Origin of the sequence: Brachybacterium sp. P6-10-X1 (assembly GCF_001969445.1) — a bacterium.
In the GTDB taxonomy this organism is placed as follows: domain Bacteria; phylum Actinomycetota; class Actinomycetes; order Actinomycetales; family Dermabacteraceae; genus Brachybacterium.
The window spans coordinates 2,426,853-2,451,997 of sequence record NZ_CP017297.1; the positions used below are offsets into that span (position 1 = coordinate 2,426,853).

At 71.1% G+C, this 25,145-nt stretch carries 17 protein-coding genes; 9 read left to right on the plus strand and 8 right to left on the minus strand.

The annotated features are described in order from the left end of the window. Positions 1 to 2: 2 nt before the first annotated feature. The 3 genes from BH708_RS10960 to BH708_RS10970 all read right to left on the minus strand — a co-directional run bounded on the left by BH708_RS10960 (position 3) and on the right by BH708_RS10970 (position 3,435). Positions 3 to 833 carry a TetR/AcrR family transcriptional regulator gene (locus BH708_RS10960; RefSeq protein WP_253705309.1) on the minus strand — a complete coding sequence of 277 codons (831 nt, stop codon included), beginning with the start codon at positions 831 to 833 and terminating at the stop codon, positions 3 to 5. Positions 834 to 937: 104 nt separating this feature from the next. Further along, on the minus strand, positions 938 to 2,071 hold the full coding sequence (locus BH708_RS10965; protein WP_076808661.1) for an aspartate-semialdehyde dehydrogenase: 1,134 nt from the start codon (positions 2,069 to 2,071) through the stop codon (positions 938 to 940). Then, the gene (locus BH708_RS10970) at positions 2,068 to 3,435 is read right to left on the minus strand and encodes an aspartate kinase (RefSeq protein WP_076808664.1); all 1,368 of its coding nucleotides are present in this window, start codon (positions 3,433 to 3,435) and stop codon (positions 2,068 to 2,070) included. Before BH708_RS10970 ends, BH708_RS10965 begins: the two co-directional genes overlap by 4 nt. A gap of 871 nt (positions 3,436 to 4,306) precedes the next feature. On the opposite strand from BH708_RS10970, the gene BH708_RS10975 reads away from it, so the two are divergent. Continuing rightward, positions 4,307 to 5,251 carry a hypothetical protein gene (locus BH708_RS10975; protein ID WP_076808666.1) on the plus strand — a complete coding sequence of 315 codons (945 nt, stop codon included), beginning with the start codon at positions 4,307 to 4,309 and terminating at the stop codon, positions 5,249 to 5,251. A 524-nt stretch (positions 5,252 to 5,775) separates the two neighbouring features. Here BH708_RS10975 and BH708_RS10980 read toward each other — a convergent pair. Then, a complete protein-coding gene (locus BH708_RS10980; protein WP_076808667.1) occupies positions 5,776 to 7,362 on the minus strand; it encodes a mannitol dehydrogenase family protein in 1,587 nt (528 codons plus the stop codon). Positions 7,363 to 7,755: 393 nt separating this feature from the next. Further along, positions 7,756 to 8,823 carry a sugar-binding transcriptional regulator gene (locus BH708_RS10985; RefSeq protein WP_083713511.1) on the minus strand — a complete coding sequence of 356 codons (1,068 nt, stop codon included), beginning with the start codon at positions 8,821 to 8,823 and terminating at the stop codon, positions 7,756 to 7,758. 331 nt (positions 8,824 to 9,154) lie between these two features. Between BH708_RS10985 and BH708_RS10990 the strand changes: the two genes are divergently transcribed. Genes BH708_RS10990 through BH708_RS11000 form a run of 3 tightly spaced genes read left to right on the plus strand, consistent with a single transcriptional unit; the run spans position 9,155 to position 12,595 of the window. Next, the gene (locus BH708_RS10990; protein ID WP_157235892.1) at positions 9,155 to 10,600 is read left to right on the plus strand and encodes an ABC transporter substrate-binding protein; all 1,446 of its coding nucleotides are present in this window, start codon (positions 9,155 to 9,157) and stop codon (positions 10,598 to 10,600) included. A 56-nt stretch (positions 10,601 to 10,656) separates the two neighbouring features. Then, positions 10,657 to 11,658, plus strand: a complete 1,002-nt coding sequence (locus tag BH708_RS10995) for a carbohydrate ABC transporter permease (protein ID WP_083713513.1) — start codon at positions 10,657 to 10,659, stop codon at positions 11,656 to 11,658. A gap of 49 nt (positions 11,659 to 11,707) precedes the next feature. Continuing rightward, entirely contained in the window at positions 11,708 to 12,595 is an 888-nt protein-coding gene (locus BH708_RS11000) for a carbohydrate ABC transporter permease (RefSeq protein ID WP_076808668.1), read from the plus strand. Positions 12,596 to 13,107: 512 nt separating this feature from the next. Here BH708_RS11000 and BH708_RS11005 read toward each other — a convergent pair. After that, a complete protein-coding gene (locus BH708_RS11005; RefSeq protein WP_076808669.1) occupies positions 13,108 to 15,240 on the minus strand; it encodes an NAD(+) synthase in 2,133 nt (710 codons plus the stop codon). Positions 15,241 to 15,648: 408 nt separating this feature from the next. On the opposite strand from BH708_RS11005, the gene BH708_RS11010 reads away from it, so the two are divergent. From BH708_RS11010 to BH708_RS11025, 4 genes are all read left to right on the plus strand, one after another. Continuing rightward, complete coding sequence (locus tag BH708_RS11010; RefSeq protein WP_076808670.1) at positions 15,649 to 16,512, plus strand: carbohydrate ABC transporter permease; 864 nt, start codon at positions 15,649 to 15,651, stop codon at positions 16,510 to 16,512. Between the two features lie 13 nt (positions 16,513 to 16,525). Beyond that, complete coding sequence (locus BH708_RS11015; RefSeq protein WP_253705310.1) at positions 16,526 to 17,515, plus strand: carbohydrate ABC transporter permease; 990 nt, start codon at positions 16,526 to 16,528, stop codon at positions 17,513 to 17,515. Between the two features lie 201 nt (positions 17,516 to 17,716). Beyond that, positions 17,717 to 18,979, plus strand: coding sequence for a multidrug effflux MFS transporter (locus BH708_RS11020; protein ID WP_083713514.1), 1,263 nt, complete (start codon positions 17,717 to 17,719; stop codon positions 18,977 to 18,979). 196 nt (positions 18,980 to 19,175) lie between these two features. Further along, on the plus strand, positions 19,176 to 20,504 hold the full coding sequence (locus tag BH708_RS11025) for a sugar ABC transporter substrate-binding protein (RefSeq protein ID WP_076808671.1): 1,329 nt from the start codon (positions 19,176 to 19,178) through the stop codon (positions 20,502 to 20,504). A gap of 510 nt (positions 20,505 to 21,014) precedes the next feature. Here the strand turns inward: BH708_RS11025 and BH708_RS11030 are convergent. Then, entirely contained in the window at positions 21,015 to 22,730 is a 1,716-nt protein-coding gene (locus BH708_RS11030) for a hypothetical protein (protein WP_076808672.1), read from the minus strand. Between the two features lie 19 nt (positions 22,731 to 22,749). After that, the gene (recR, locus tag BH708_RS11035) at positions 22,750 to 23,343 is read right to left on the minus strand and encodes a recombination mediator RecR (RefSeq protein ID WP_076808673.1); all 594 of its coding nucleotides are present in this window, start codon (positions 23,341 to 23,343) and stop codon (positions 22,750 to 22,752) included. A 182-nt stretch (positions 23,344 to 23,525) separates the two neighbouring features. On the opposite strand from recR, the gene BH708_RS11040 reads away from it, so the two are divergent. Further along, positions 23,526 to 24,878: a glycoside hydrolase family 125 protein gene (locus BH708_RS11040; protein ID WP_076808674.1), complete on the plus strand. Its 1,353-nt coding sequence runs from the start codon at positions 23,526 to 23,528 to the stop codon at positions 24,876 to 24,878. Positions 24,879 to 25,145 lie beyond the last annotated feature (267 nt).

A 25,145-nucleotide genomic window follows, 5' to 3' on the forward strand; every position in this document is an offset into this window, starting at 1 on the left:
CCTCAGTCGACCACGCACAGGTGCACGAAGTCTCGCACATCCCGGGTGGGGTCACCGGAGCCGTTCTGCTGCAGCTCGCGCACCGAGTGCTCGCGCACCGTCAGGCTCAACAGCAGGGAGAACAGGGTGCGGGCGACGAACGCGGGATCCGCACCCGGCACCAGCAGCCCCTTGTCCGAGAGGCCCGTGAGGACCTCCTCGAGCACGTGCTCGTGGACCAGGCGCAGTCGGGCGATCCGGTAGCGGCCCGGATGGGAGGGGTTCACGATCTCGGCGGACAGCGTCGTCAGCAGCGCCATCGAGTGCTGCGTGGGATTCCACGGCCCCGACAGCGCGGCGAGCAGGGTCGCGGAGGAGCCCTGCAGGGACTCGACCGAGTCCAGCAACCCCTGCGCGTGCGCCTCGAGCCGGTCGATGACCGCACCGAGCAGGGCGTCCTTCGAGGCGAAGTGGTGCAGCATCCCCGGGTGGGAGATGCCCACCCGGCGCGAGATGTCCCGCAGGCTCGCCCCGTGATACCCGCGCTCGGCGAACAGGGCCGAGGCGCCGTCGAGGATGGCTTCCCGCCGCGCCTGGCCCGGGCCGGTGGACTCCGGGGGCGTGCTCGAGGAGCCGGCCGTCGCGCGAGGCCCACCGGGGTCCGCCGTGCCGGTCGGGACACCGGGAGCCTCGGGATCGGCCGACGCGGCGGGCGAGGCCCCGGCGGGCGACGCGGCGGCGGCCACCTCCCCGGGGGTGCCGACGACGGCGCGCAGGTCGTCGCCGACCTCCGACTCCGCGGCCGCGATCGTATCCAGCGTGCGCAGCACGTTGGCCAGAGGATCCACGCTCATTTTCACCGAGCTCCCGTCAGAGGTCTCCTCGCCGGCCCGATCGGAGAACGCGACGGAGAGCGGAGCGGGCCCCGGCCCCGCGGGGCCACCCGTGGCGGGCAGTGTCATGAGCGTGTCCTCGTGGCGATCAGTTCGGCGATCTGGATGGCATTCAGGGCAGCGCCCTTCCGAAGATTATCCGCTACGGCGAACAGAACGAGACCCTTTCCGTCCGGAACCGACTGATCCTGTCGGATCCGGCCGACGAACGTGCCGTCCCTGCCGGCCGCATCCAGCGGGGTCGGCAGGTCGACGACGGTGACGCCGTCGGCCGCTTCCAGCAGCTCACGGGCCTGATCGGGGGTGATCGGCCGGTCGAACTCGGCGTGGACCGCCACCGCGTGGCCGCTCATCACCGGCACTCGCACGCAGGTGCCCGCGACCGGCAGCTCCGGCAGTCCCAGGATCTTGCGGGACTCGTGGCGGAGCTTCTGCTCCTCGTCGGTCTCGCCCGAGCCGTCCTCGACCAGGCTCCCGGCCATCGCCAGCACGTTGAACGCGATCGGGCGCACGTAGGTGGACGGCTCGCCGAGATCGACGGCGGACCCGTCGAGCGCGAGCTTCTCCACCTCGTCGGCGCCGGCGCGCACCTGGCCGGCCAGCTCCGCGACCCCGGCGACGCCGGACCCGGAGACGGCCTGGTAGGTGGCGATCTTCAGCCGCGCCAGGCCGGCCGCGTCGTGCAGCGGCTTCAAGGTCGGCATCGCAGCCATGGTGGTGCAGTTGGGGTTGGCGATGATCCCCCGCGGGGTGGCGTCGATCGCCTCCGGGTTCACCTCGGACACCACCAGCGGCACCTGGTCGTCACGGCGGAAGGCCGAGGAGTTGTCCACGACGGTCGCGCCGGCCTCGGCGAATCGCGGGGACAGCGCCTTCGAGGTGGAGCCGCCGGCGGAGAAGATCGCGATGTCGACGCGCTTGCCCGGGGAGGTGATGTCAGCGGTCTCCGCGTCCTCGACCAGCAGGGTCTGGCCGGCGTACGGCACGGTCCTGCCGGCGCTGCGGGCCGACGCGAAGGCGCGCACCCCGGAGTGGGGCACCGCGCGGTCGGCGAGCAGGGCGAGCATGACCTGGCCGACCTGACCGGTCGCGCCCACCAGGGCGATGACCGGCCCGTCCGGCGCGTACCCGGGGGTGGTGGTGACGTCGAAGCCGGTGGCGTCGCTCGGGGTGCTGCTGCTGGGGGTGCTGCTGGTCATCGTCCGGTCCCTCCGTACACGACGGCTTCGGTCTGCTCGGCGTCCAGGCCGAACGCGCTGTGGATGACGCGCACGGCGTCATCGAGCTTGGCCTGCTCGGTGACCACCGAGATGCGGATCTCCGAGGTGGAGATCATGTCGATGTTGATGCCCGCCTCGCCGAGGGAGCGGAACAGGGTCGCCGAGACGCCCGGGTGCGAGCGCATGCCGGCGCCGACGATGCTGACCTTGCCGATCTGGTCGTTGTAACGCACCTCGGCGTAGCCGATCGCCTCGCGCGCCTCCTCGATGGCGGCCAGTGCCGCGGGGACGTCGTCCTCGGGCAGGGTCAGGGAGATCGCGACGGTGTCGTCGACGGTCGAGGAGTTCTGCACGATCATGTCGATGTTCGCACCCGATCCGGCGACGACGTCGAACAGCAGCGCCGCCTTGCCCGGGGTGTCCGGGACCTCGACGACGGTGATCTTGCCTTCGCTGCGGTCGTGCGCGACGCCCGAGATGATCGGCGCCTCGAGGCCGGGGTCCGAGTGGTCGTCCATGGGGAGCTCCTTGGTCGGGTCGGCGGCGTCGCGACGGGCGACGTCCGCGGTGCGGATGGTGACATCGGGGTCGATGGGGATCACGCGATCGGGGTCGTCGGAGACGATCGTCCCCAGCCGCCCGGAGTACGAGGAGCGCACGTGCAGCGGCACGGCGTAGCGCCGGGCGTACTCCACGCTGCGCACCATCAGGATCTTCGCGCCGTTGGCGGCCAGGTCCAGCATCTCCTCGCAGGAGATGTAGGGGACGCGACGGGCGGCGGGCACGACGCGCGGATCCGAGGTGAACACGCCGTCGACGTCGGAGTAGATCTCGCAGACGTCGGCCTCGAGCGCGGCGGCGAGCGCCACAGCGGTGGTGTCCGAGCCGCCGCGGCCCAGGGTGGTGATGTCCTTCGTGGACTGCGAGACGCCCTGGAAGCCGGCGACGATCGCCACCGAGCCCTCGTCGACAGCTTCCTGGACGCGGCCGGGGGTCACGCGAAGGATGTGGGCCTTGCCATGCACCTCGTCGGTGATCAGGCCCGCCTGCGAGCCGGTGTAGGCGCGGGCGTCGATGCCGACGTCGTTCAGCGCCATCGACAGCACGGCCATCGAGATCCGCTCGCCGGCGGTCACCAGCATGTCCAGCTCGCGCGGCGGCGGGGTCGGCGAGACCTCCTCGGCGAGGTCGAGGAGATCATCGGTCGTGTCGCCCATCGCGGAGACCACGACGACCACCTTGTGGCCCGCCTTCGCGTACTTCGAGATCCTCTGGGCGACACGCTTGATGGAGTCGGCGTCGGCGACGGAGGATCCTCCGAATTTCTGGACGACCAGGCTCATGAGACGAGTTCCTTCACGGTTGCGGGCTGGGGACTGGGGCGTTCCTGCGGTGGGCCGTGGGCGGCGCGGGGCGGCGGGCGATGACGGTGGTGGTGCCGGGGGGCGGCACGGTTCTCGCCGGCGCGACGCTCCGAGGAGCCGTCCGGGATGCCGGATGGACCAGCTCCCCGGGACCGGACGGCCCGGTTCCCGCGGTGCCGGACGAACCGACTCCGGGGCACCGAGCACCCGACTTCCACGGTGTCGGACGAGCCGACTCCGGGGCACCGGATGTTCCGGTTCCGGGCTCTGCCGAGCTCACGGACCCGAGCGCCAGTCTACGAGGAGTGCTCCCGTAACGCCCGTGACCTCGGCATTCGAGACGAGACCGCTGGTCATGGAACTTTGTCTACGTGTCCGACACAACAATTCCCCGTGCGTGCGACCGGGCAACCGACGGCACCGCACAACCATCGGCACCGGACGCCCCGCGGCACCGCACAACCATCGGCACCGCGCAATCACCGGCACCGGGCGCCGCGCGGCACCGCACAATCACCGACATGGCACAACCACCGGCACCGGGCGCCCCGCGGCGCCGCACTCCCTCCCTCTCCTCCCTCCCACCCCATTCCCCACTCCTGCTCACCCTCATATCACTCTCTCCCCCCAGCGAGCTCTGCGCTCTCGTTGCCATGGCTCGCTGTGGCAACGAGAGCGCAGAGCTCGGTCGGGGCCATCGGGCCCGGACCGAGGTCGTGGCAGGGCCTGTGTGTGTCCGGAGTCCGCGCCACACTGGGCCCGGGCGGGGAGGACCGATGCCGACACCGTACTGAGCAGGCCGTTGTGGATCCCGAGGGAACGTTGGTCCGCGATCGCACACCCTTGGCCCATGCCTCGCCTCCGCACGCCCCTCGCCGATGACATGCTCCCCGCTGTCTTCTCCCGGACCGAAGCCGCGGCGGCCGGCGTCACCGTCGAGCGTCTCCGCGCGCCCGACGTCCGTTCCGTGGTGCGAGGCCTCTACGCGCGGGCGGACGCGGAGATCCTGGAGAGTGATGTCGTCGCGGCCCTCACCAAGAACGACCCACGGGTGGCCGCCTGCGGGCCGACGGCATCGCGCCTGTGGGGGTTCCCCCAGAAGATCGGGGCGAGAGCATGGAAGTTCACGGACCCGGCGTCACGGATCCACCTCACGAACTCCACCGTGCGGCGCCGGAACACGAAGAAGCTCCGCTGGCGCAGCCTCGACCTGACCGCCTCGGACGTGGCCGAGGTCGGCGATGCACGCCTCACCTCTCGCGTGCGCACCTGGCTGGACCTCGCCGCCACGTTGTCGACGGATGACCTCACGGAGATCGGCGACCACCTGGTGCGGATGCCGCGCGCCATGTTCGAGGGTCGCAGCTCGCCGCATGCGACGCTCGACCAGCTCCGGCAGGCAGTGCTCCACCACCATGGCCGCGGCGCCCTTCGCCTCCGGCATTCGTTGGAGGACATACGGATCGGCAGCGACTCCCCCGCCGAGACCCGGCTCCGTCTGGGCGTGCTGCGGTCGGGCCTGCCCGTGCCCCTGCTGAACACGGCCATCCGCGATGACGGAATCTGGCTCGGCGAACCGGACCTCTCGTGGCCGCAGTGGAAGGTGTGCGTCGAGCACGAAGGGCCGACTCACCTCACCAAGAAACAGCAGGAAGAGGACATCGGGCGCACCGAGCTCCGCAACGCGGAAGGCTGGATCGAGGTGCGAACGGTGGCCAAGGACCTCCGGAACTCCTGCGCCCGCGGGACGGAGAGGATCGCCACCGCGCTGCGCCGGCATGGCTGGCAGGGGTGAGCCGACGCTCCGATCTCACCCAGTCTCCCCGCAAGCCGCAAGAACTCCCAGAGCGCGCACGGCCGAGTGTTCCCCAGGAGCACTCAGGTCCGACAGATCCACCGGAGCACTCAGGTCCGACAGATCCACCGGAGCACTCAGGTCCGACAGGTCCACCTCTGCAGAAGCGGTGCCAAAAGCGCCGGAAGCCACACGAAAGCAGAACTCGACCGAGGCGAGCCCGACAGCCGACCCCTCCCCGTGATCCACCTCTGCACAGTCGTTCCCAAAACCACCGGAAGGACCGAGAACGTAGAACTCAACTTGGCGGGCCAGGCCGCCGGGCCGGGCAGGCCAGGCCGCCGGGCCGGGCAGGCCGGACTGGGCAGGCCAGGCTGCCGGGCCGGGCAGGCCGGACTGGGCAGGCCAGGCCACCGGGCTGGGCAGGCCAGGCCGGGCAGGCCGGGCTGCCGGGCCAGGCTGTCTGCCCGGGTGGGCCGCTGGGCCGGCACGGCCTCCCGGCGAAGGCACGGGATCGGGACGACTCAGGCCTCGGCCTCGACCAGCTCGCTCAACAGGGCTCGGGCGCCGTCGGTGCGCAGCACGTCCAGGGCGTGGAGGTAGGGCTCGGTGAACGCCTCGTGCTCGACCAGGTCACCGAACAGCTCCTCGTCGCGGAGGAAGGCGAGCGGGTCCTCGTCGTGCTTCGCGGCGGCAGCCATCACGCGGTCGTGGAGACGGTCCACGACGGGCCACTCCTCGCCGTTCTCCCCGGTGCCCTCGGCATACCGTGCCCAGGAGGCCACGATCGCGGCCGTCGCGGTGACGGAGCGGCCGGCCTCGAGGTTCTCGCGGATCACGGGCACCATCCAGGTGGGGATGCGGTCGGAGGACTCGGCGGCGAGGCGGGCCAGGGTGTCCTTGATGGCCTCGTTGGCGAAGCGCGCCATGAGCTCGTCCTTGTAGGCGGTCAGGTCGATGCCCGGCACCTCGGGGACGGTCGGCGTGCCCTCGACGTCCATGTACAGGGTGCGGGTGAAGGGGGCGAGGTGCTCGTCCACGGCGGCCTCGTCGGCGTAGGTCAGCCCCAGCAGCAGCCCGAAGTAGGCGATGGCCTGGTGGGAGCAGTTCAGCAGGCGCAGCTTCATCAGCTCGTAGGGCTCGACGTCCTCGACCATCTGCACCCCGGCCTCCTCGTAGGCAGGGCGACCGGCGGGGAACTCGTCCTCCAGGACCCACTGCACGAAGTCCTCGGCGACCACCGGCCAGGCGTCGTCGATCCCGTAGTCGCCGGAGACCATCTCGATGTCCTCCGGCACGGTCGCCGGGGTGATGCGGTCGACCATGCAGTTGGGGAAGGCGACGTGCTGCTCGATCCAGTCCGCCAGCAGCTCCTGCCCATGCAGCCCGTTCTCGTCGCGACGGCGGGCGTAGGCGAGGATCATGCGATGGGCCAGGTCACCGTTGCCCCGCACGTTGTCGCAGGACATGACCGTGAACGGCTCGGTGCCTGCCTCGCGGCGACGACGCAGCGCCTCGACGACGAAGCCGAACATGGTGCGGGGATGGCCGGTGCCGTGGGCGGTGTTGGACCCGGCGGCGTCCTCTCCGGCCCGGCCGACGGCGGCGGCTCCCGCGGCGTCGAAGCGGGTGGACAGGTCCGCGGCGACGGCTTCGGTCTCGTACTGGAACTCGCCGGTCGAGGGGTTGTAGTTGTAGCCGCCCTCGGTGACGGTCAGCGAGACGATGCGCACCGCCGGGTCGGTCATCTGGGCGAGCACGGCCTCGGGGTCGTCGGGCGCGAAGAGATATTTCGCGATGGAGCCGATCACCCGCGGGTCGCGCTCACCGTCGGGGTCCTTGGTGACCAGGGTGTACATGCCGTCCTGCGCGGTGAGGGCGTCACGCATGCGGGAATCTCCCGGCAGCAGGCCGACGCCGCAGATCGCCCAATCGCGGTCGCGCCCGGCATTCATCAGACGGTCCAGGAACATGGCCTGGTGAGCGCGGTGGAAGCCGCCGACGCCGAAGTGGACGATGCCGACGGCCCGCTCATCGAGCGGGTACCGGGGCACTGCCACATCGCCGCGCGCAGTGATGTCGGGGAGGGCGGAAGCGTTCAGGGCGGTCATGGCTCATCCTTCGTCGGCGAGTTCTGCTGGGGCCGACGATACACACCCGTCGCCAGATGAGCAGGGGTTCGCGCTCACGTGATGGAGGGCCGACGTGCGGGAGCGGACGAGGATCCCGGCACGAGAACGCCCGCCCCACCTGCTACAGCCGCGCGCTGTTCTTCAGCAGCATGCCTCTCACCCCAACAGCACACCCCACGCCAGCTGCGCACTTCACGCCAGCAGCGCACTGCACGCCGGCAGCACGTCCCACCCCCGCAGCGCACTGCACGCCGGCAACACGCCCCGCCCCCGCAGCGCACTTGACGCCAGCAGCACACCCCACGCCAGCAGCACACCCCACCCCAGCCGCGTGCCTCACGCCAGCTGCCCACCTCACGTCGACAGCGCACCTCACTCCAGCAGTGCGGCGACCTGGTCGGCGAGCTCCGGGGCGAGCACGATGTCGTCGACGAGCCCGGAGCGAGCGGTGGCGATGACCGCCTCGGGGCGCCCGACGGCCGGGGCCGCAGCGATCACCCGGGCCCGTCGCAGCTGGTCAGCACGCACCCCGATCACCCGGTCCTCGAGCGCCGAATGCCAGACGGCGCCCGTTCCGCCCAGCATGATGCCGCAGATCTCGGCGACGATCCCGGCCTCCTGCGCACGCCGCTGCTCGTCGGCACCGAGGCGGGCCCACAGGGTCGAGGCGCCGGCGGACCAGGCTCCGAGGGAGACCACGGCGACGTCGAGGGCGTCGGCCGCATCGAGCGTCGTGCGCACCTCATCCATCGACCGCAGCGAGGCGGCGACCTGCGGGGAGTCGACCACGAGCGGGGTGGGCAGCGCCCAGACCCGACCGCCGGCGCGGGCACCGAGGGTGTGGACCAGGGCGGAGGACTCGGCCGTCGAATAGCCGGCGGCGCTGAGGGGGCCGACGAGCTGGACGATGTCGACCGCGGGCAGGACCTCGAGGAACTCCGGCAGATGCATGAGGGTGCGGGACCAGGCGATGCCCAGCCGCCCGCTCTCGCGCAGCCGCGTCGTCAGCAATCGGGCGACCTGGCGGGCTATGGCCGCGCGCATCGATTCGCCCGGCCGCGCGGCAGCGACCGTGACCGAGGAGATGCCGAGCTGCTGGGCGAGGGTGGCATGGTCGCGGCCGGCGGCGCTGGGGTCGACGATCTGGATGCGCACGATGCCCTCGTCGCGCGCCTCGTCGAGCAGGCGGGCGACCTGGAAGCGGGACAGGCCGTGACGACGCCCGATCTCGACCTTGGACAGGCCGTCGAAGAAGTACTCGGTCGCGAGCACCGCTTTCACCGAGCCGTCCCCGGGCGAACCCGCACCATCCGCGCCGACCGAGACGGGCCCGACCCGCTCGTCGGTCGAGACCGATCCGCCCCGCCCGTCAGCCGAGGCGGGCCCGACCTGCCCGTCAGCCAGGTCCCACCGCCCCGGCGTCGTGCCGTCGCGCGCCATGAACGCACCTTCCCGTCTCCCGCGAATCACGAACATCTGCGACCCGCCTGTTGCTCAACTGAGAGTATATGACTACGCTCACTCACAGGTGAGCACAACCACTCATCACATGAGCGGGCTGCGATGTCGCCGCCCACCTCGCCCAGCGGGACCGCCGTCTGCACCTGCGGCGGATCCGCCGGCATCCCGTCACCAGCGGCCACGACACCGGATCCACCCCCAAGACCCGTCGGAGCCCCGCCGATCCCCCTGCGGCGCCGCGTTCCGCCCCGGGCCACGGGGGAACCCTCGCCGGGAGTCGGGCCTCGAGCCGTTCAGAGGAGAACTGCGCATGGGACACCCCAGATCACATCCGACGCGGCCCCCCGGCGGGCCCGGACCGGCCGACCCCAGCGCGCCCGGTCCGGCCGGCTCGCCGAGCCCCCTGCCGCGACCCCGTCGCCGCAGCGTTCTGGGTGCCGGCCTGACCGCCGGGCTCGGCGCCACCGCCCTGGCCGGCTGCGGCTCCGGCAGCGGTGACCGCGCATCGATCGTCGTCGCGATCGTGTCGAACCCGCAGATGCAGGACGCGATCAGCCTCATCGACGACTTCTCGCAGAAGCACCCCGACATCGACGTGCAGTTCGTGTCGCTCCCGGAGAACGAGGCGCGCGCGAAGATCACCGCCTCGGTCGCCTCCGGCGGCGGCGAGTTCGACGTCGTGATGATCTCGAACTACGAGACCCCGCTGTGGGCGCCCAACGACTGGCTCACCGACCTCGAGCCCTACATCGCGAAGACCGACGGCTACGCGCCCGAGGACTTCGTGCCGACGATCAAGGACGCCCTGACCGTCGACGGCTCGATGTACTCGGTCCCCTTCTACGGCGAGAGCGCGTTCCTGGTCTACCGCCAGGACCTGTTCGACGAGGCCGGCCTCGAGATGCCGAAACGTCCCAGCTGGGAGGACCTGCGCTCCTTCGCCTCCACCCTGCACGATCCCGGCAGCGGGATGAGCGGCATCGCCCTGCGCGGGCTGGCCGGATGGGGCGAGAACATCGCGCCGATGAGCACCGTGCTGAACACCTACGGCGGCTGCTGGTTCGACATGGACTGGGCGCCGCAGCTGACCTCCCCCGAGGTGCGCGAGGCGATCTCGATGTACGTCGACACACTGCGCTCCTACGGGCAGCCCGGCGCCGCGACCTCCGGTTTCGGCGAATGCCTGACCCACTTCAGCCAGGGCAACGCCGCCATGTGGTTCGACGCCTCCTCGATGGTCTCCGGGGTCGAGAACCCCGACTCCTCCACCGTCGTCGGCAAGACCGGCTACGCGCTGGGGCCGACGCAGCTGACCGAGTACGCCGGCTGGCTGTACTCCTGGGCCCTGGCCATCCCCCGGACCAGCCAGAAGAAGGACGCTGCCTGGGAGTTCATCGCCTGGATGACCCATCCGGACTATTTCCAGCTGGTCGGCGAGGAGATCGGCTGGGAGGCGCTGCCGCCCGGCTCGCGGCTGTCGACCTACGAGATCCCCGAGTACGCCGAGCTCTCGAAGAACTACGCCGAGCCGACGCTGGACTCGATGGAGAACTCCACCCAGGAGAACTCGATGACCGTCGAGGTCCCCTACGACGGTCTGCAGAACGTCGTCATCCCCGAGTTCCAGGACCTCGGCACGCGCGTCGGCCAGCAGTTCTCCGCCGCGATCGCCGGGCAGAAGAGCGTCGACGAGGCGCTGAAGCAGTCGCAGGGCTTCGCCGAATCGGTCGCCCGCACCTACGGATGGGAAGGCTGAGCGATGCGCACCCCTGATCGACGCAGCGTCACGCACGAGCGGAAGGAGACGGGCCGATGAGCACCACCACGGCGATGCCCGACGGCGCCGGAGACGCCCCGTCGGCCGATGCCCGCACTCCCGCGCGCGGTCCGTCGGCCGACGGACCGGGCGGTCGCACCTCGCACGACGGCGGGTACTCCACGGCCGAGGCCTGGCGGCGCCGGCTCCCGCTGATGCCCGCGTTCCTCTTCGTGGTCATCTGCACCCAGATCCCTTTCCTGCTGACGATCTGGTACTCACTGCGCTCCCGCAACCTCCTGCGCCCCGAGGGCGAGGAGTTCGTGGGCCTGCGCAACTACCTCGACATCTTCCTCGACTCCACGTTCCGCACGGCGGCGCTGAACTCGATCCTCATCACGCTGGGCTGCGTGCTGGTCTCGCTGGTGATCGGGCTCGGTCTCGCGCTGCTGCTGGACCGGAAGTTCTTCGGCCGCGGATTCATCCGCACGCTGCTGATCACGCCGTTCCTCATCATGCCGGTGGCCGGGGCGATGCTCTGGTCGATCTCCCTGTTCAACCCCACCTACGGCCTCGTGAACTGGCTGATCTCCCTCGTGGGCATCTCGCCGGTGGACTGGACCAGCCAGCTGCCGATGCTGTCGATCATAATCGCCCTGGTGTGGCAATGGACCCCGTTCATGATGCTGCTGCTTCTGGCGGGGCTGCAGTCCCAGACCGGGGACGTGCTCGAGGCCGCCTCGATGGACGGCGCCGGGCCCTGGACCACGTTCGTCCACATCACCCTGCCCCACCTGCGGTTCTACCTCGAGCTGTCGGTGCTGCTGGGCGCGATCTACGTCGTCAACACCTTCGATCAGATCTACCTGATGACCGCGGGAGGCCCGGGCACCGCCAGCGCCAATCTGCCGTTCTACATCTATCAGCGAGCGTTCCTCGGGTTCGACATCGGGCAGTCCTCGGCGATGGGTGTGATCACCGTGATCGCCACGATCATCGTCGCCATGTTCGCGCTGCGTCTGATCTTCACGAGCATCAACAGCAAGGAGCAGTCATGAGCGTCCTTCGTCGACGACCTGTGAGGAACGAACGGAAGGAGACGGAGTCATGAGCGCAGTGACCGCCGACGCCCCGCGGACCTCCCCCTCGGCGCCGCCCACGATCCGGTCGCGTCGCCCCAAGGGACGGACCAGCGGACACCTGCTGAGCGTGCTGGCCTGGGCCGCCGGGCTGCTGTTCTTCGCCCCGGTGGCGTGGATGGTGCTGACCAGCTTCAAGCAGGAGTCCCAGGCCGCCTCGAATCCGCCGACGTTCTTCTTCACCCCGACGCTGGAGCAGTACGCCTCGGTGATCGGCACCGCGGGCGCCGGCTCGTACCTGCTGAACTCGGTGATCGCCACCGCCTGCTCGACGCTGCTGGTGCTGGTGCTCGCCGTGCCCGCCGCCTACGCGGTGAGCATCCGACCGGTGAAGCGGACGCAGGACTTCCTGTTCTTCTTCATCTCCACCAAGATGCTGCCGGTCGTCGCGGTGATCATGCCGATCTACGTGATCGCGGGGCAGATCCGGATGCTCGACAACATCCTCACGCTGATCATCCTGTACACGGCGATGAACCTGCCCATCGCGGTGTGGATGATGCGCTCGTTCTTCCTCGAGGTGCCCGCAGAGGTGCTCGAGGCGGCCTCGATCGACGGGGCCTCGCTGCTGCGCACCATGCGCACGGTGCTGCTGCCGATGGTGGCCCCGGGCCTCGCGGCGACGGCGCTGATCTGCGTGATCTTCGCATGGAACGAGTTCTTCTTCGCCCTGAACCTCACCGCCGCGAATGCCGCGACGGTGCCGATCTTCCTCATGTCGACCATGACCTCGGAGGGGCTGTTCCTGGCACGCCTGTCCGCCGCCTCGGTGCTGGCGTCGCTGCCGGTGGTCCTGGCCGGCTGGATCGCGCAGAAGCAGCTGGTGCGCGGCCTGTCGATGGGCGCGGTGAAGTAGGCCGGCGGGCGGGGCAGGCCAGCCGGGGCGGGCCCGGTCGGCGGGGCAGGCCAGGTTGGCGGAGCAGGCCCGACCGGCGGGACGGGCCAGCCGGGCCTGGCGGCACGGGCGGGCCGGGCCTGGCGGGGCGGGCCGGGCCTGGCGGGGCGGGCCGGGCCTGGCGGGGCGGGCCGGGCCTGGCGGCTGGCCTCCCCCACCCCTGCCGCCGAGCTCTGCGTTGTCGTTGCCAAGATCGCTGGTGGCAACAACTGTGCAGAGCTCGGCTCCAGGTCGTGACAGCAACGCAGAGCTCGACGGTGGGTAGTGCTCGCGATCACGGTGGGTAGCGCTCGCAACGCGGAACTCGGCACGAGGATGGAGCACCTGTCAGCGGCGCCCCGATCAGCCCGAGGCTCGCCCGCTCAGCCCCGACGCTCCGCCCCTCAGTCCCCGGGCACCTCGCGCTTCAGCCCCCGACAATCCGCCCACTCAGCCCGAGGCTCGCCCACTCAGCCCTCCGACGCTCCGCCCGCTCAGTCCCCGGGCACCTCCGCCTCGATCTCGGCCAGCCAGGCCCGCGAGGTGACGTCCGAAGGCATCCGCCAGTCCCCACGCGGGGACAGCGAGCCGCCGGCCAGCACCTTCGGCGCGTTCGGCACCGCAGAGCGCTTGAACTGGGTGGAGAAGAACCGCCGGGTGAACACGGTCAACCAACCGCGGATCTCGCCGCGGGTGTAGGCGCGCTTGTCACCGTCGGCGTATCCCGCAGGCCACTGACCGGCCTCGAGATCTCCCCAGGCCTGATGGGCGAGGTAGGCGATCTTCGCCGGGCCGTAGCCGCGGCGCAGCAGGTGGTAGAGCGTGAAGTCGTGCAGCGCGTAGGGGCCGATGGAGTCCTCGGTGGACTGCGCCTTCTCCCCCGGCTTGGTGGGGATCAGCTCCGGGGAGATCTCGGTGTCCAGCACCGCCTGCAGCAGCTCACTGGTGGCCACATCGAACAGGCCCTCGGCGATCACCCAGCGGATCAGGTGCTGGATCAGCGTCTTGGGGACGCCGGCGTTCACGCCGTAGTGGGACATCTGATCGCCCACCCCGTAGGTGCACCAGCCCAGCGCCAGCTCGGAGAGGTCGCCGGTGCCGACCACGATGCCGCCGTGATGGTTCGCCAGGCGGAAAAGGTAGTCGTAGCGCATCCCCGCTTGCACGTTCTCGAAGGTCACGTCATAGACCTCTTCGCCGCGGCCGACGGGGTGGCCCATGTCGGCGAGCATCTGGGTGGAGGCGGGACGGATGTCGATCGTCTCGAAGCTCGCGCCGATCGCCTCCGAGAGCAGCTCGGCGTTCGAGCGCGTGTGCTCGGTGGTCGCGAAGCCGGGCATCGTGTAGGCGAGGATCTCGGAGCGGTCACGGCCCAGCAGGTCCATCGCCCGGGCGCACACGATCAGCGCGTGCGTGGAGTCCAGACCGCCCGAGACCCCGATGACAGGTCGCGCGCCGCCAGGCTCGTCACCGCCGATCGCCGCGAGCCGACGCACCAGCCCGGCGACCTGGATGGAGAACGCCTCGTAGCTGTCCTGTGCGAGACGCGACGGGTCATCGGGCACGAAGGGGAATCGGTGCAGGGGCCGACGCAGCGGTCCGGTCGCGGGACGTGGGACGGAGACCTCGGTCCCGCCGGGCGCGAACAGCGAGGTCTCGGTCCAGGTCTCGAAGGCCTCGAGCGCCGCGGCGTGGGTGCGGCGGTTCTCGTCGATGGTGCTCTGGCGACGGCGCTCGGCGACGATGCGGTCCAGGTCGACGTCGACGATCGTGGCGCGCGGGTCCTGCGGGAAGCGCTCGGACTCCCCCAAGAGGTCGCCGCACTCGTACACGAAGGTCTGCCCGTCCCAGGCCAGGTCGGTGGTGGACTCCCCCGCGCCGGCGGCCGCGTAGACGTAGGCGGCCTGGCAGCGGGCGGAGGCGGAGCGGGCCATGAGCTTGCGGTCCTCCGCGCGGCCGACGGTGATCGGCGAGCCGGACAGATTCGCGACCACGGTCGCCCCGGCGAGGACGGCCTGGGCCGACGGCGGCACCGGCACCCACATGTCCTCGCAGATCTCCACGAACAGGCTCAGCCCCGGCACGTCGGACACCGTGATGATGCCGTGCGGGGTCAGCGGGTGGTCCTGCCCGGCGATCCGCACCAGCACGCCGTCGGCATCGTCGCCCGGGGCGTACCAGCGGCGCTCGTAGAACTCGCGGTAGGTGGGCAGATTCTGCTTGGGGGCGATGCCCAGCACCTGCCCGCGGTGGATGATCACGGCGCAGTTGAACAGCCGGGCGCGATCGCGGGAGCGCAGCGGGGCGCCGACCACGAGGATCGGCAGCAGGTCACGGCTGGCTTCGATCAGGGTGGCCAGCGCGGCCTCGGCGGCGTCCAGCAGCGGCTCCTGCAGCACCAGGTCATCCAGCGAGTAGCCGGTCAGCGACAGCTCGGGGAACACGGCCAGGCCCACCTGCTGCTGCTCCAGCGCCTGCAGCTGCTCCAGGTGACGCCGGGCATTGGTGGCCGGGTCGGCGAGCGCGACCGGCACCGTCACCGCCGCCACCCGCAGGAAGCCGTGGTCGTAGATCGAGGCATGGGGATCAGCGTGCTGCGCGCTGCCGGTGTCTGTCGCTGAGCTCATATCGGAAGCGTAATCGAGGCCGACCAGCGGAAGCAGGGCGGGGTGCCGCAGGGCCGTGGTCGGCTACCGGCGGGATACGGAGAGCGCTGGCCATATGGGCAGGACGCCCGCCATTCCGCCCGCACCCGACCATGACCCCCGAGCACCCGGCGCACGGAACAGGCCCCAGGCGCGATGGCCCCCGAGCACCCACCGCACGGAACAGGCCCCAGGCGCGATGACCCCCAAAGCACCCGGCGCACGGAACAGGCCCCAGGCGCGGGAGCCGGCATGCGGTGTCGATGGCGGGGTGCCCGGTCCGGGCCGGTGGGGCAGGTGCGAAGAGCTCCGGACGATCCGGCGAGGGCCGGGGCTGATATACCTTTGGCCCGTGACTTCCCGCATGGCTCCCGGCGCTCGAGGGACGGCATGAACGCCCGTCGGCCCCTGCTGGGTTGGCTGCTGATCGCCCCCAGCCTGATCGGGGTCAGCGCGTTCCTGATCCTGCCCGTGCTGCTGGCCTTCATCGTCTCCCTGTTCCACTGGGACCTGCTGGGCACGCGCGACTTCATCGGGCTGGACAACTACGCCTCGCTGCTGGCCGACGGGGCGCTGGCGAACTCCCTGCTGGTGACGGCTCTGTTCACCCTGATCTCGGTGCCCGTCTCCCTCGCGCTGGGCCTGGCGCTGGCCTCCCAGCTGGTCCGCGCGGTCCCGGGGTCGGCGGTGGTGCGGGTGATCGTGGTGGTCCCCTGGGTGTGCGCCCCGCTCGCGCTCGGCGTGGTGTGGACGTGGATCTTCCAGCCGTCGGTCGGAGCGCTGAACCAGATCCTCGGGGTGCGGATCGAATGGCTGACCGACCCGTCCCTGGCCCTGCCCGCGGTGGCCTTCGTGGCGATCTGGCAGAACGTCGGCTACATCTCGCTGTTCTTCCAGGCCGGACTCTCCCGCATCCCCGGATCGATCTACGAGGCCGCGCGGCTGGACGGAGCAGGGCCCTGGCGCTCGATGTGGCACATGACGATCCCGCTGCTGCGGCCGACGACGTTCTTCCTGGCCGTCACCCAGGTGGTGGCGAGCTTCCAGGTGTTCGACATGGTCTACGCCCTCACCGGTGGCGGTCCGCAGCACCGCACCGAGGTCATCGCCTCCCTGATCTACCAGGAGGCCTTCACCTCCTCGAGCCTGGGGCGCGCGAGCGCCGTCGCCGTGATCCTGTTCGTGCTGCTGGTGATCATCACGCTGATCCAGCAGCGCTACTTCGCCCGCCGCATCACCTACGACATGAGCTGAGAGGAGGCCGACGATGCACGCCACCGAGGACACAGCGCCCCCGCGCACGCGCGACGCCGGCGACACCGCCGCGGCCCCCTCGTCCGACCGGGCCCTCCCGCGCCACGGGCCCGCGCCCCGCGGCCGACGCTCCGGAGCCGCGGAGCGCCACCGCCGCCGCGGCCCCGGTTCGCTGCACCTGCGCGGCCTGGCCGGCTATGCGGCGACCTATCTGGTGCTCGCGGTCGCGGCCGTGCTCACAGTGGGTCCGTTCCTGTTCTCGGTGATGACGGCGTTCACCTCGACGCGGCAGTTCGCCCAGGAGGGCCCGTTGTCGATCCCCGCCCCGCCGGTGCTGGACAGCTTCATCTCCCTGTTCGTCTCGCCCGACGGTTTCGTGACCCCCGTGGTCGTGACCGTGCAGATGGTCGCCGTGATCCTGGTGGGGCAGATGGTGTTCTCGGTGCTGGCCGCCTACGCCTTCGCCCAGCTCCGCTTCCCCGGCCGTGACCTGCTGTTCTGGGTGTACGTGGCGACGCTGATGGTGCCGCAGGTGGTCGTGGTGGTGCCGCTGTATCTGATGATGAGCGAGGCGGGACTGCGCAACACCTTCTGGGCGCTGGTGCTGCCCTTCGTGCTGGGTTCGCCGTACGCGATCTTCCTGCTGCGCGAGAACTTCCGCGGCGTGCCGAGCGAGCTGATGGATGCGATGCGGATCGACGGGGCGGGCACGCTGAGGCTGCTGTGGCACCTGGTGGTGCCGCTGAACCGCCCGATCATCGTCACCCTGGTGCTGATCACGGTGGTCACGCACTGGAACAACTTCATGTGGCCGATGGTGATCACCTCCGGACCCGAGTGGCGCACGATCACCGTGGCCACCTCCGCGCTGCAGTCGCAGTACGACAACAACTGGACCCTGGTGATGGCCGGGACCACGCTGGCGATGCTGCCGCTGGTGATCCTGATGATCGTCTTCCAGAAGCAGATCACCCGCTCGGTCGGCGACGCGACGCTGCGCTGAGGCGACCGGGAGGCGCCCCACGACGAGCTGGGGTGCCCTCGTGGGGCACCCCGTGAGGCCTCTCTCAGCCCTCGTGACGGGCGAGGATGAGGGGACCGCCGCAGCGCACGCTCCGCGCCCACCCGATGAACGTCACGTCCCGGTGCGGCCCCGCGGAGCAGGCACCGCGCGTTTCCCCGCCCCCGTCCGAGGAAACACCCCGTGTCGCAGACCCGCCGCCTCCCCCACGACTCGCCCCGGCCGAGGACGCAGCGAGCAGTCGCTCCGGCGCCGACCGCGCTGCTGATCGGCGTCCTGGCCCTGCTGTCCACGGTCTCGCCGCTGGCCACGGACATGTACCTGCCGGCGTTCCCGCAGATCGCGTCGGACCTGGGGACCCCGGCCTCCGGTGTCCAGCTCACGCTGACCGCGTTCATGGTCGGGCTCGCCGCCGGGCAGCTGGTGATCGGGCCGATGTCCGACGCGCTGGGCCGACGGGGGCCGCTCCTGGTGGGGACCGTCGTCTGCCTGGTGGCGAGCATCGTCTGCGCGCTGGCGCCCGGCATCACGGTGTTCGTCCTCGCGCGCTTCGTCCAGGGCTTCAGCGGTGCCGCCGGCATGGTCATCGCCCGCGCCGTCGTCACCGACGTGACCACGGGGGCGACGACCGCGAAGCTGATGAACGTGATGATGGTTGTCGGCAGCATCATGCCCGTCCTCGCCCCGGTGCTCGGCGGAGGCATCCTGCAGCTCGCGCACTGGCGGGTGATCTTCTGGGTGATCGCCGCGATGGTCGTCCTCATGATCCTGGGGATCCTCTTCGTCACCGGGGAATCGCTGCCGCCGCAGCGGCGCCACGCCGGCGGGCTGCGGAAGGTGGCGGCCAACACCGGGACGGTCCTGCGCAATCGCACCTATGTCTCGGCGGCGCTCGTGCTCGTCCTCGCCTTCACGACCCTTTTCGCCTACGTCTCGGCCTCCCCGTTCGTGGTCCAGAACGTGCTGGGAATGTCGACGCTGCAGTACTCGACGCTCTTCGCCGTCAACGCGCTCGGCATCACCGCCGGCAGCATGATCTCCATCCGGCTGGCCGGCCGGGTGGCCGTCCACCGCACCCTGGGTGCAGGAGTGGTCGGCCTGCTGAGCGCCTCGCTGTGGCTGCTGGTGGTGGTGCTCGCCGAGGCCTCCGCTGTGCCCGTCCTGCTCGGCATGTTCACAGCGACCCTCTCGGTCGGGCTGATCATGGGCAACGCCTCGTCCCTGGCGATGCGTGCGGCGGCGACCACGGCCGGTACCGGCTCCGCCTTCATGGGCGCTGTCCAGTTCCTGCTCGGTGCCGCTGTCTCCCCTGTGGTCGGCATCGCCGGCGAGGCCGACGCCCGACCCATGGCGATCACCATGGCCGTGTGCGCCGCAGCGGCAGGGGCCGCGTACGTCGCGCTCGTGCGGGAGCTCCGACGCATCGAGCGCGACGTCGAGGGGTGACGGACCGGCAGCGCCCGGCCGCCGGAGCACAGTCAGCGCTCGGCCGCCGTCGCACCGGCAGCGCTCGGCCGTCGTCGGACCGGCGGCACCCACCCGCCCGGGCCCTCCGCCTCGTCCCGGCCCGCTGCGCACGTTCTGCTCCCCGCCGAGTCCTGACGGAGGATAATGAGACCCCCACCTGCTCGGAAGGACCCCCATGCTCAAGCGCCGCACGCTCCTCTCCTCCTTCGCCGCCGCCGGTCTGCTGACCACCGCGGTCGCGTGCTCCCCTTCCAGCGAAGGCGGCGGCTCCGGCGAGGACGGCAAGCCCACCTTGACCTTCCGGCTCTGGGACGAGACCGCCGTGGCAGCCTACGAGGAGTCGTTCCAGGCCTTCACGGCCGACAGCGGCTGGCAGGTCGAGATCGACGTGGTCCCGTGGGGCGACTACTGGACCCGCCTGCCGTTGGACGTGGCCAGCGGCGACGCGGCCGACGTGTACTGGATGAACTCCGCCAACTATGTCCTGTACAAGGACTCCGAGGACCTGCTGGACATCCACGAGGTGATCCCCGACGGCGCCTCCCAGTGGGAGCAGAGCGTGGTCGATCTCTACACGCGCGACGGCGGCCTCTGGGGCGTGCCGCAGATCTGGGATTCGATCGCCCTGTTCTACAACAAGACGCTGGTCGAGGAGGCGGGCGTGGACCCGTCGGCTCTCGCGTTCGACCCCACGGCCGAGACCGACGAGCTGCGCGAGGCCGCGACGGCCCTGACGCTCGACGGCGAGGGGCGGCACCCGGGCGAGAAGGACTTCGACGTCGACGCCCGCGAGCAGTTCGGCTTCAACTCGCAGGCGGACCGGCAGGCGATCATCGGACCGATGCTGGCGTCGAACGGCGCGACCTGGCAGGAGGACGACAAGTACACCTTCGCCCCCCCCGAGGGCATCGAGGCTTTCCAGTACATGGCCGACCTGGTCAACGTCGAGAACGTCGCCCCGAGCGCCGCCGACACCAACGAGAACGGCGACTTCACCCGCGACCTGTTCACCCAGGGCAAGCTCGGGCTGTTCCAGTCCGGGCCCTACAGCCTGACCACCGTCTCCGAGGGCGTGGCGGACTCCTTCGAGTGGGCGCTCGCGGCGCCTGTGGCCGGACCGGAAGGTGCGAAGTCGCTGGTGCACGGCGTGGTCGCGGTCGGCAATGCGAAGGCCGACGAGGACAAGCAGGAGGGCATCGCCGCGCTGCTGACCTGGCTGGGCAGCGTGGACGGGCAGCTGCCGCTGGCAAAGATGGGGGTCTCGTTCCCCGCCCACGTCGATGCCCAGCAGGCCTTCCTCGACTTCTGGAAGGACAAGGGCATCGACGTCAGCGTGTTCGTCGAGGCCGCCAAGAACGCCGCAGAGGCGGACACCGGTGCCCGCGCCAACGCCGGGCTCGAGGCCGTGATGCCGATCTTCCAGGAGGTCTTCATCGGCCGGCTGACCGCGGAAGAAGGCATCCCGCAAGCGCAGGAGGAGGGCAACGCCGCCATGGCGGAGTGACACCCGTTGGCTCCCGGCCGCCATGGCGGAGTGACGCCCGCTCCCGACCGCCATGGCGGAGTGACGCCCGCTCCCGACCGCCCCGGTGGGGTGACGCCCGCTCCCGGCCGCCTCCCCCAACCGGGCTGGCAGGCCATGGTCGCCTTCTGGCGTCATGGCATGCGCCGTGGCGATATAGCCAGCACGCTCGGCATAGCGCCAGTAGTCGACGACCCGGGCTCGATCCACAGCTGTTCGCCGCCCCCGTCACGTCTTCTCCGCGATATGTGCCCGGAACATGCCCACCGGACGCCCGAGACGACCCGGAGGAGCTCGGCACCCCGACGCAGATCCCGATATGGCCGATGGGCGTGGCGAGCTGGGGCGTCGCGGCGCTCGCGGCACTCGCGGCACTCGCCGGCAGTGCTCCGCCTGGCCGTACCGATCACGCGCCTCGGGAGGGGCACGCGGATCGCCTGAGGCGCGGCGGCCGGCCGACGGGGCCGCGTCGACGCCGCCCCGCCGGCCTCCTCAGCGTTTGCGCAGGCCGGTGACCGAGTCGGGGATCTCGTGGCGCCCCGGGAGGTCCTCGCTGCGATATTCGCCCCGGGGCCCGTCCCCGCCGCCGGTCAGCGCCGACCCGTCGCCGCCGAAGTCGGGGAGCCTGCCCTGGGCGAGGTCGGCCGCGCGCACCACGGTGTCCCGCGCCCCGGGCTCGTCGTCGTCGACCCAGAGCTGCTCCCCCGCGGCGTCGAGATCGAAGATCTCCCACGTGTGGTCGCCGCCCTCGGCCTGCAGACGCTGACGCAGCGCGGCCCGCACGGCCGGATCCTTCGCCCGCTGCGCGCGGGTGCCGATGTCCGGCGCGACCAGCGCGTACGGAGTCCTGCGACGCATGTACGTCCCGGCCGGGCCGTAGAGCACGTCCCGCAGCCCGCTCTTCATCGCCGCGGAGGCACCCGCTCCCAGCAACGGCGTCAGCACCAGGGCACCGGCGACGATCCCCGCCCAGGCGACAGGGGTGGCCGCCCCCAGCAGCGCCAGCAGCACCGCGGTCGCGGTGAGTCCGAGCAGAGCCAGGCCGGCGCTGAACCAGCCGGTCAGTGAGACCACTCGCGCCTCCCACGGGTTCACTCGGGCACGGTGGGCCCAGGAGGCGTAGGTGCGCTGGTCGATGACGAGCCTGCGCTGATTCTGCGCAGCCAGGATCGCCAGGCCGGGAGCGAGGGAGACGCCGAACGCGACCAGGACGGCCATCGGTGCGCCGAGCGCGACCAGCTGCCACTGCAACGGCGCGCTGACCTGCGTGAGGTCGCTCTGGGTGATGCCGCTGAACGTGGTCACGAGATCGGTGATGCCGAAGACGAGCCACCCGAGCCCGGCCGCGGCCGGAGCCACCCAGGTCAGGCTCGCGCGGGCGATGTGGGCCAGGGCGAGCAGCGCCCCGCGGGGCGTCAGGGCGGCGGAGGCGGCAGAGGTGCCGGGGCTCGGCGGCAGATGCCGACGGTCCTGGGCGAGGGCACGCTGCGCGGCGGCGGAGCGCTCGTCGAGGTCCCGGCCCAGGCGGCCGGCCAGCTCCACCGCCTCGGCCGTGTCGAGGTCGAGCACCCTCGGGGCGCTGACCGTGCGCCGCACGAGCACCCAGCCCAGCAGGATCGCGCCGAGACCGAGGGACAGCGCCATCAGCGGTCCCGCGCCCAGTCCGTTCCAGGGCTGCGGGAGCCCGAGCGCGACGCTCAGTGGCAGCGCCGCGACCACCAGGACCGGCGGGATCATCAGGACCGCCGTGAGGCGGGTGGCGATCTCTCGCTGGAAGCCGGCCTCGCTGAGGTATCGGCGGGGATCCATGCCGGCGATCGCACTGGGCGCGAGCGGGACCAGGGCGAGACTGAGCGCGGTCGCGGCCACCGGGAGCAGCCCGAACGCGGTCCACAGCCCGCTGCTGCTGAAGCCGAGGGAGGACATGGCCGAGCGCAGGATCATCGGGTCCCCGAGCGCGGCCAGCCCCGAGAGGAACCAGAAGGTCGGCGAGGCGCCGGTGACGTACAGGATCAGCAGCACGTACCACAGACCCAGGAGCACCAGGCCCGGGGCCCAGAAGATCCGCAGCAGGCGACCGGTCAGGGCGCGCTTGGACTCCGCGATGATCTCGGAGGGAGGGACCAGGTGGGTCTCCTCCCGGGGCAGCTCACGCGGCGGCGGCAGGTCTGTCAGCGGGGGCAGCGGATGCGAGGGCGGGGAGGGCATCGGGGCTCAGGATCGACTCTCAGACGGTGCGACGACCCAGGAAGGCTCGCCCGAGCGTCATCTCGTCGGCGTAGTCGAGGTCGCCGCCGACGGGGAGACCGGAAGCGAGGCGTGTCACGGTCAGTTCGAGCGGGCCCAGGAGCCGCGAGAGGTAGGCGGCGGTGGCCTCCCCCTCGATATTGGGGTCCAGCGCCAGGATGACCTCGGTGGTCTCGCCGGAGCCGAGGCGGCTCATCAGCTGGGTGATGCGCAGGTCGTTCGGGCCGACGCCGCCGATCGGGTCGATCGCCCCGCCGAGCACGTGATAGCGGCCCTTGAACTCGCGGATCTTCTCGATCGCGACGATGTCCTTGGACTCCTCGACCACACAGATCACCTCGTCGCTGCGCCGGGTGTCGGTGCAGATGCGGCATTTCTCGTCGGCCGAGACGTTGCCGCACACCTCGCAGAAGCGCACCGTGTCCTTGACGGTGACCAGCACGTCGGCGAGCCGGCGCACGGAGGACTCGTCGGCGTCCAGCAGATGGAACGCGATCCGCTGCGCCGACTTGGGGCCGATGCCCGGCAGCTTGCCGAGCTCGTCGATGAGGTCCTGGACGATGCCTTCGTACACGGGGACAACTGTAGTTCCCGCGTCCGACGGGGGATGCCGGATCCGGCGTGCCTCCGCGCACGTCACCGCGGCGCGTCTTCGCCCTGAACGAGGCGCGTCTCCGTCCTGAATAATATGTCCATCGTCATGACGAACCCGGTTACCCTGGGGGAACCACAGCCCGACCTTCGACGAGGAGCACCATGGTCCAGCTGCCTCCCACCCTGCTCGACGCCGTGCACGAGCGGGTGCTCAGCGGCATCGGCGACGCCCCGGAGCGCGCGGAGGTCGCCCGCCGCGTGGTCTCCTACCTGCGCAACACCGCAGAGACCACCGTCAGCACCGAGCAGGACGGGTCCACCTTCGTGATCACCGGGGACATCCCCGCCATGTGGCTGCGGGACTCCGCCGCCCAGCTGACCCCGCTGCTGCGCCTGGTGGTCGCCGAGGTGGGGAGCGAGGAGGACCGCGCGGTGCTGGTGGAGCTGCTGGCCGGTCTGCTGCGCCGGCACTGGCACTACCTGGTGATCGATCCGTACGCCAATGCGTTCAACCGCGCCCCGGATGCCTCCCACTGGGACAGCGACGACACGGACCTCGACAACCCCTGGGCGTGGGAGCGCAAGTTCGAGCTGGATTCGCTCGCCTACGGTCCGGACCTGGCGTGGCGGCTCTGGCGAGCGACCGGGGACACCTCCTGGGCCGACGAGCAGTTCCTGCCCGCGGCCCGCGCGATCCTCGCCACGGTCGTCACCGAACAGCATCACGAGGAGCGCTCGGGCTACTTCTTCCGCCGCACGGACTGCCCGGCCCAGGACACCTTGGCCCGGGACGGGAAGGGCTCGCTGACCGCGCCGAACGGCCTGGTCTGGGCCGGCTTCCGCCCCAGTGACGACGCCTGCGAGCTGGGGTACAACATCCCCGGCAACCACTTCTTGGCCCTGGCGCTGGACCGCCTCGGCGACCTGCTCGAGCACGTGGCGGGGGCGGGGGACGCCTCCGCCGAGGCCCACCAGCTCGCCGCCGAGGCACGCCGGCTCGCCGCCGAGATCCGCACGGCCCTCGAACGGCACGGGCTGGTCGACGGGCCGGACGGCGAGCGGATCTGGGCGTACGAGGTGGACGGGATGGGCGGGCACGTCTTCCTCGACGACGCCAACGTGCCGAGCCTGCTGGGCCTGCCGTACCTGGAGTGCGTCGCGGCCGACGATCCGACCTATCTCGCCACGCGCGCCGCGGTGCTCTCCCCGCACAACCCGTACTACTACGCGGGCTCGCAGCTGGCGGGGGTCGGCTCCCCGCACACGCCGACGGGCCACGTGTGGCCGATCGCGAAGAACATCGAGGGGCTCACCAGCAGTGACACGGCGGAGAAGCGGGCGATCCTCGAGCAGCTGATCCGCACCGACGGCGGCACCGGGATGATGCACGAGGGCATCCATGTCGACGACCCGTCGGTCTTCACCCGCGCGTGGTTCTCCTGGTCCAACTCGATGTTCTGCGAGCTGGCCCTGGACCTGGCCGGGGTGCATCGGGAGGCCGCCGCGCGGGTCTGAGCGACCGCCGCGCGGGTTCGGGTGACCGTCGCGAGGCTCCGGGTGACCGCCGCGGCGGTCCGCGGCGCCGCGGCGATCCGACGTCCTCAGCACGACGGCGTGGTCGTCGGCGATCAACGGCCGGGCGACGTCCGGGCTCGGTCCTGATCGACGCTCCCAGCGCCCAGCCGCTACGGTGCAGGGAGGAGCCCGGAGCGCGCCGCCCGTCGGCCCGTCACGGCGTACGCCGTCGTCGGCATCGGGCGCGCAGGCCCGCCCGATCCCGCA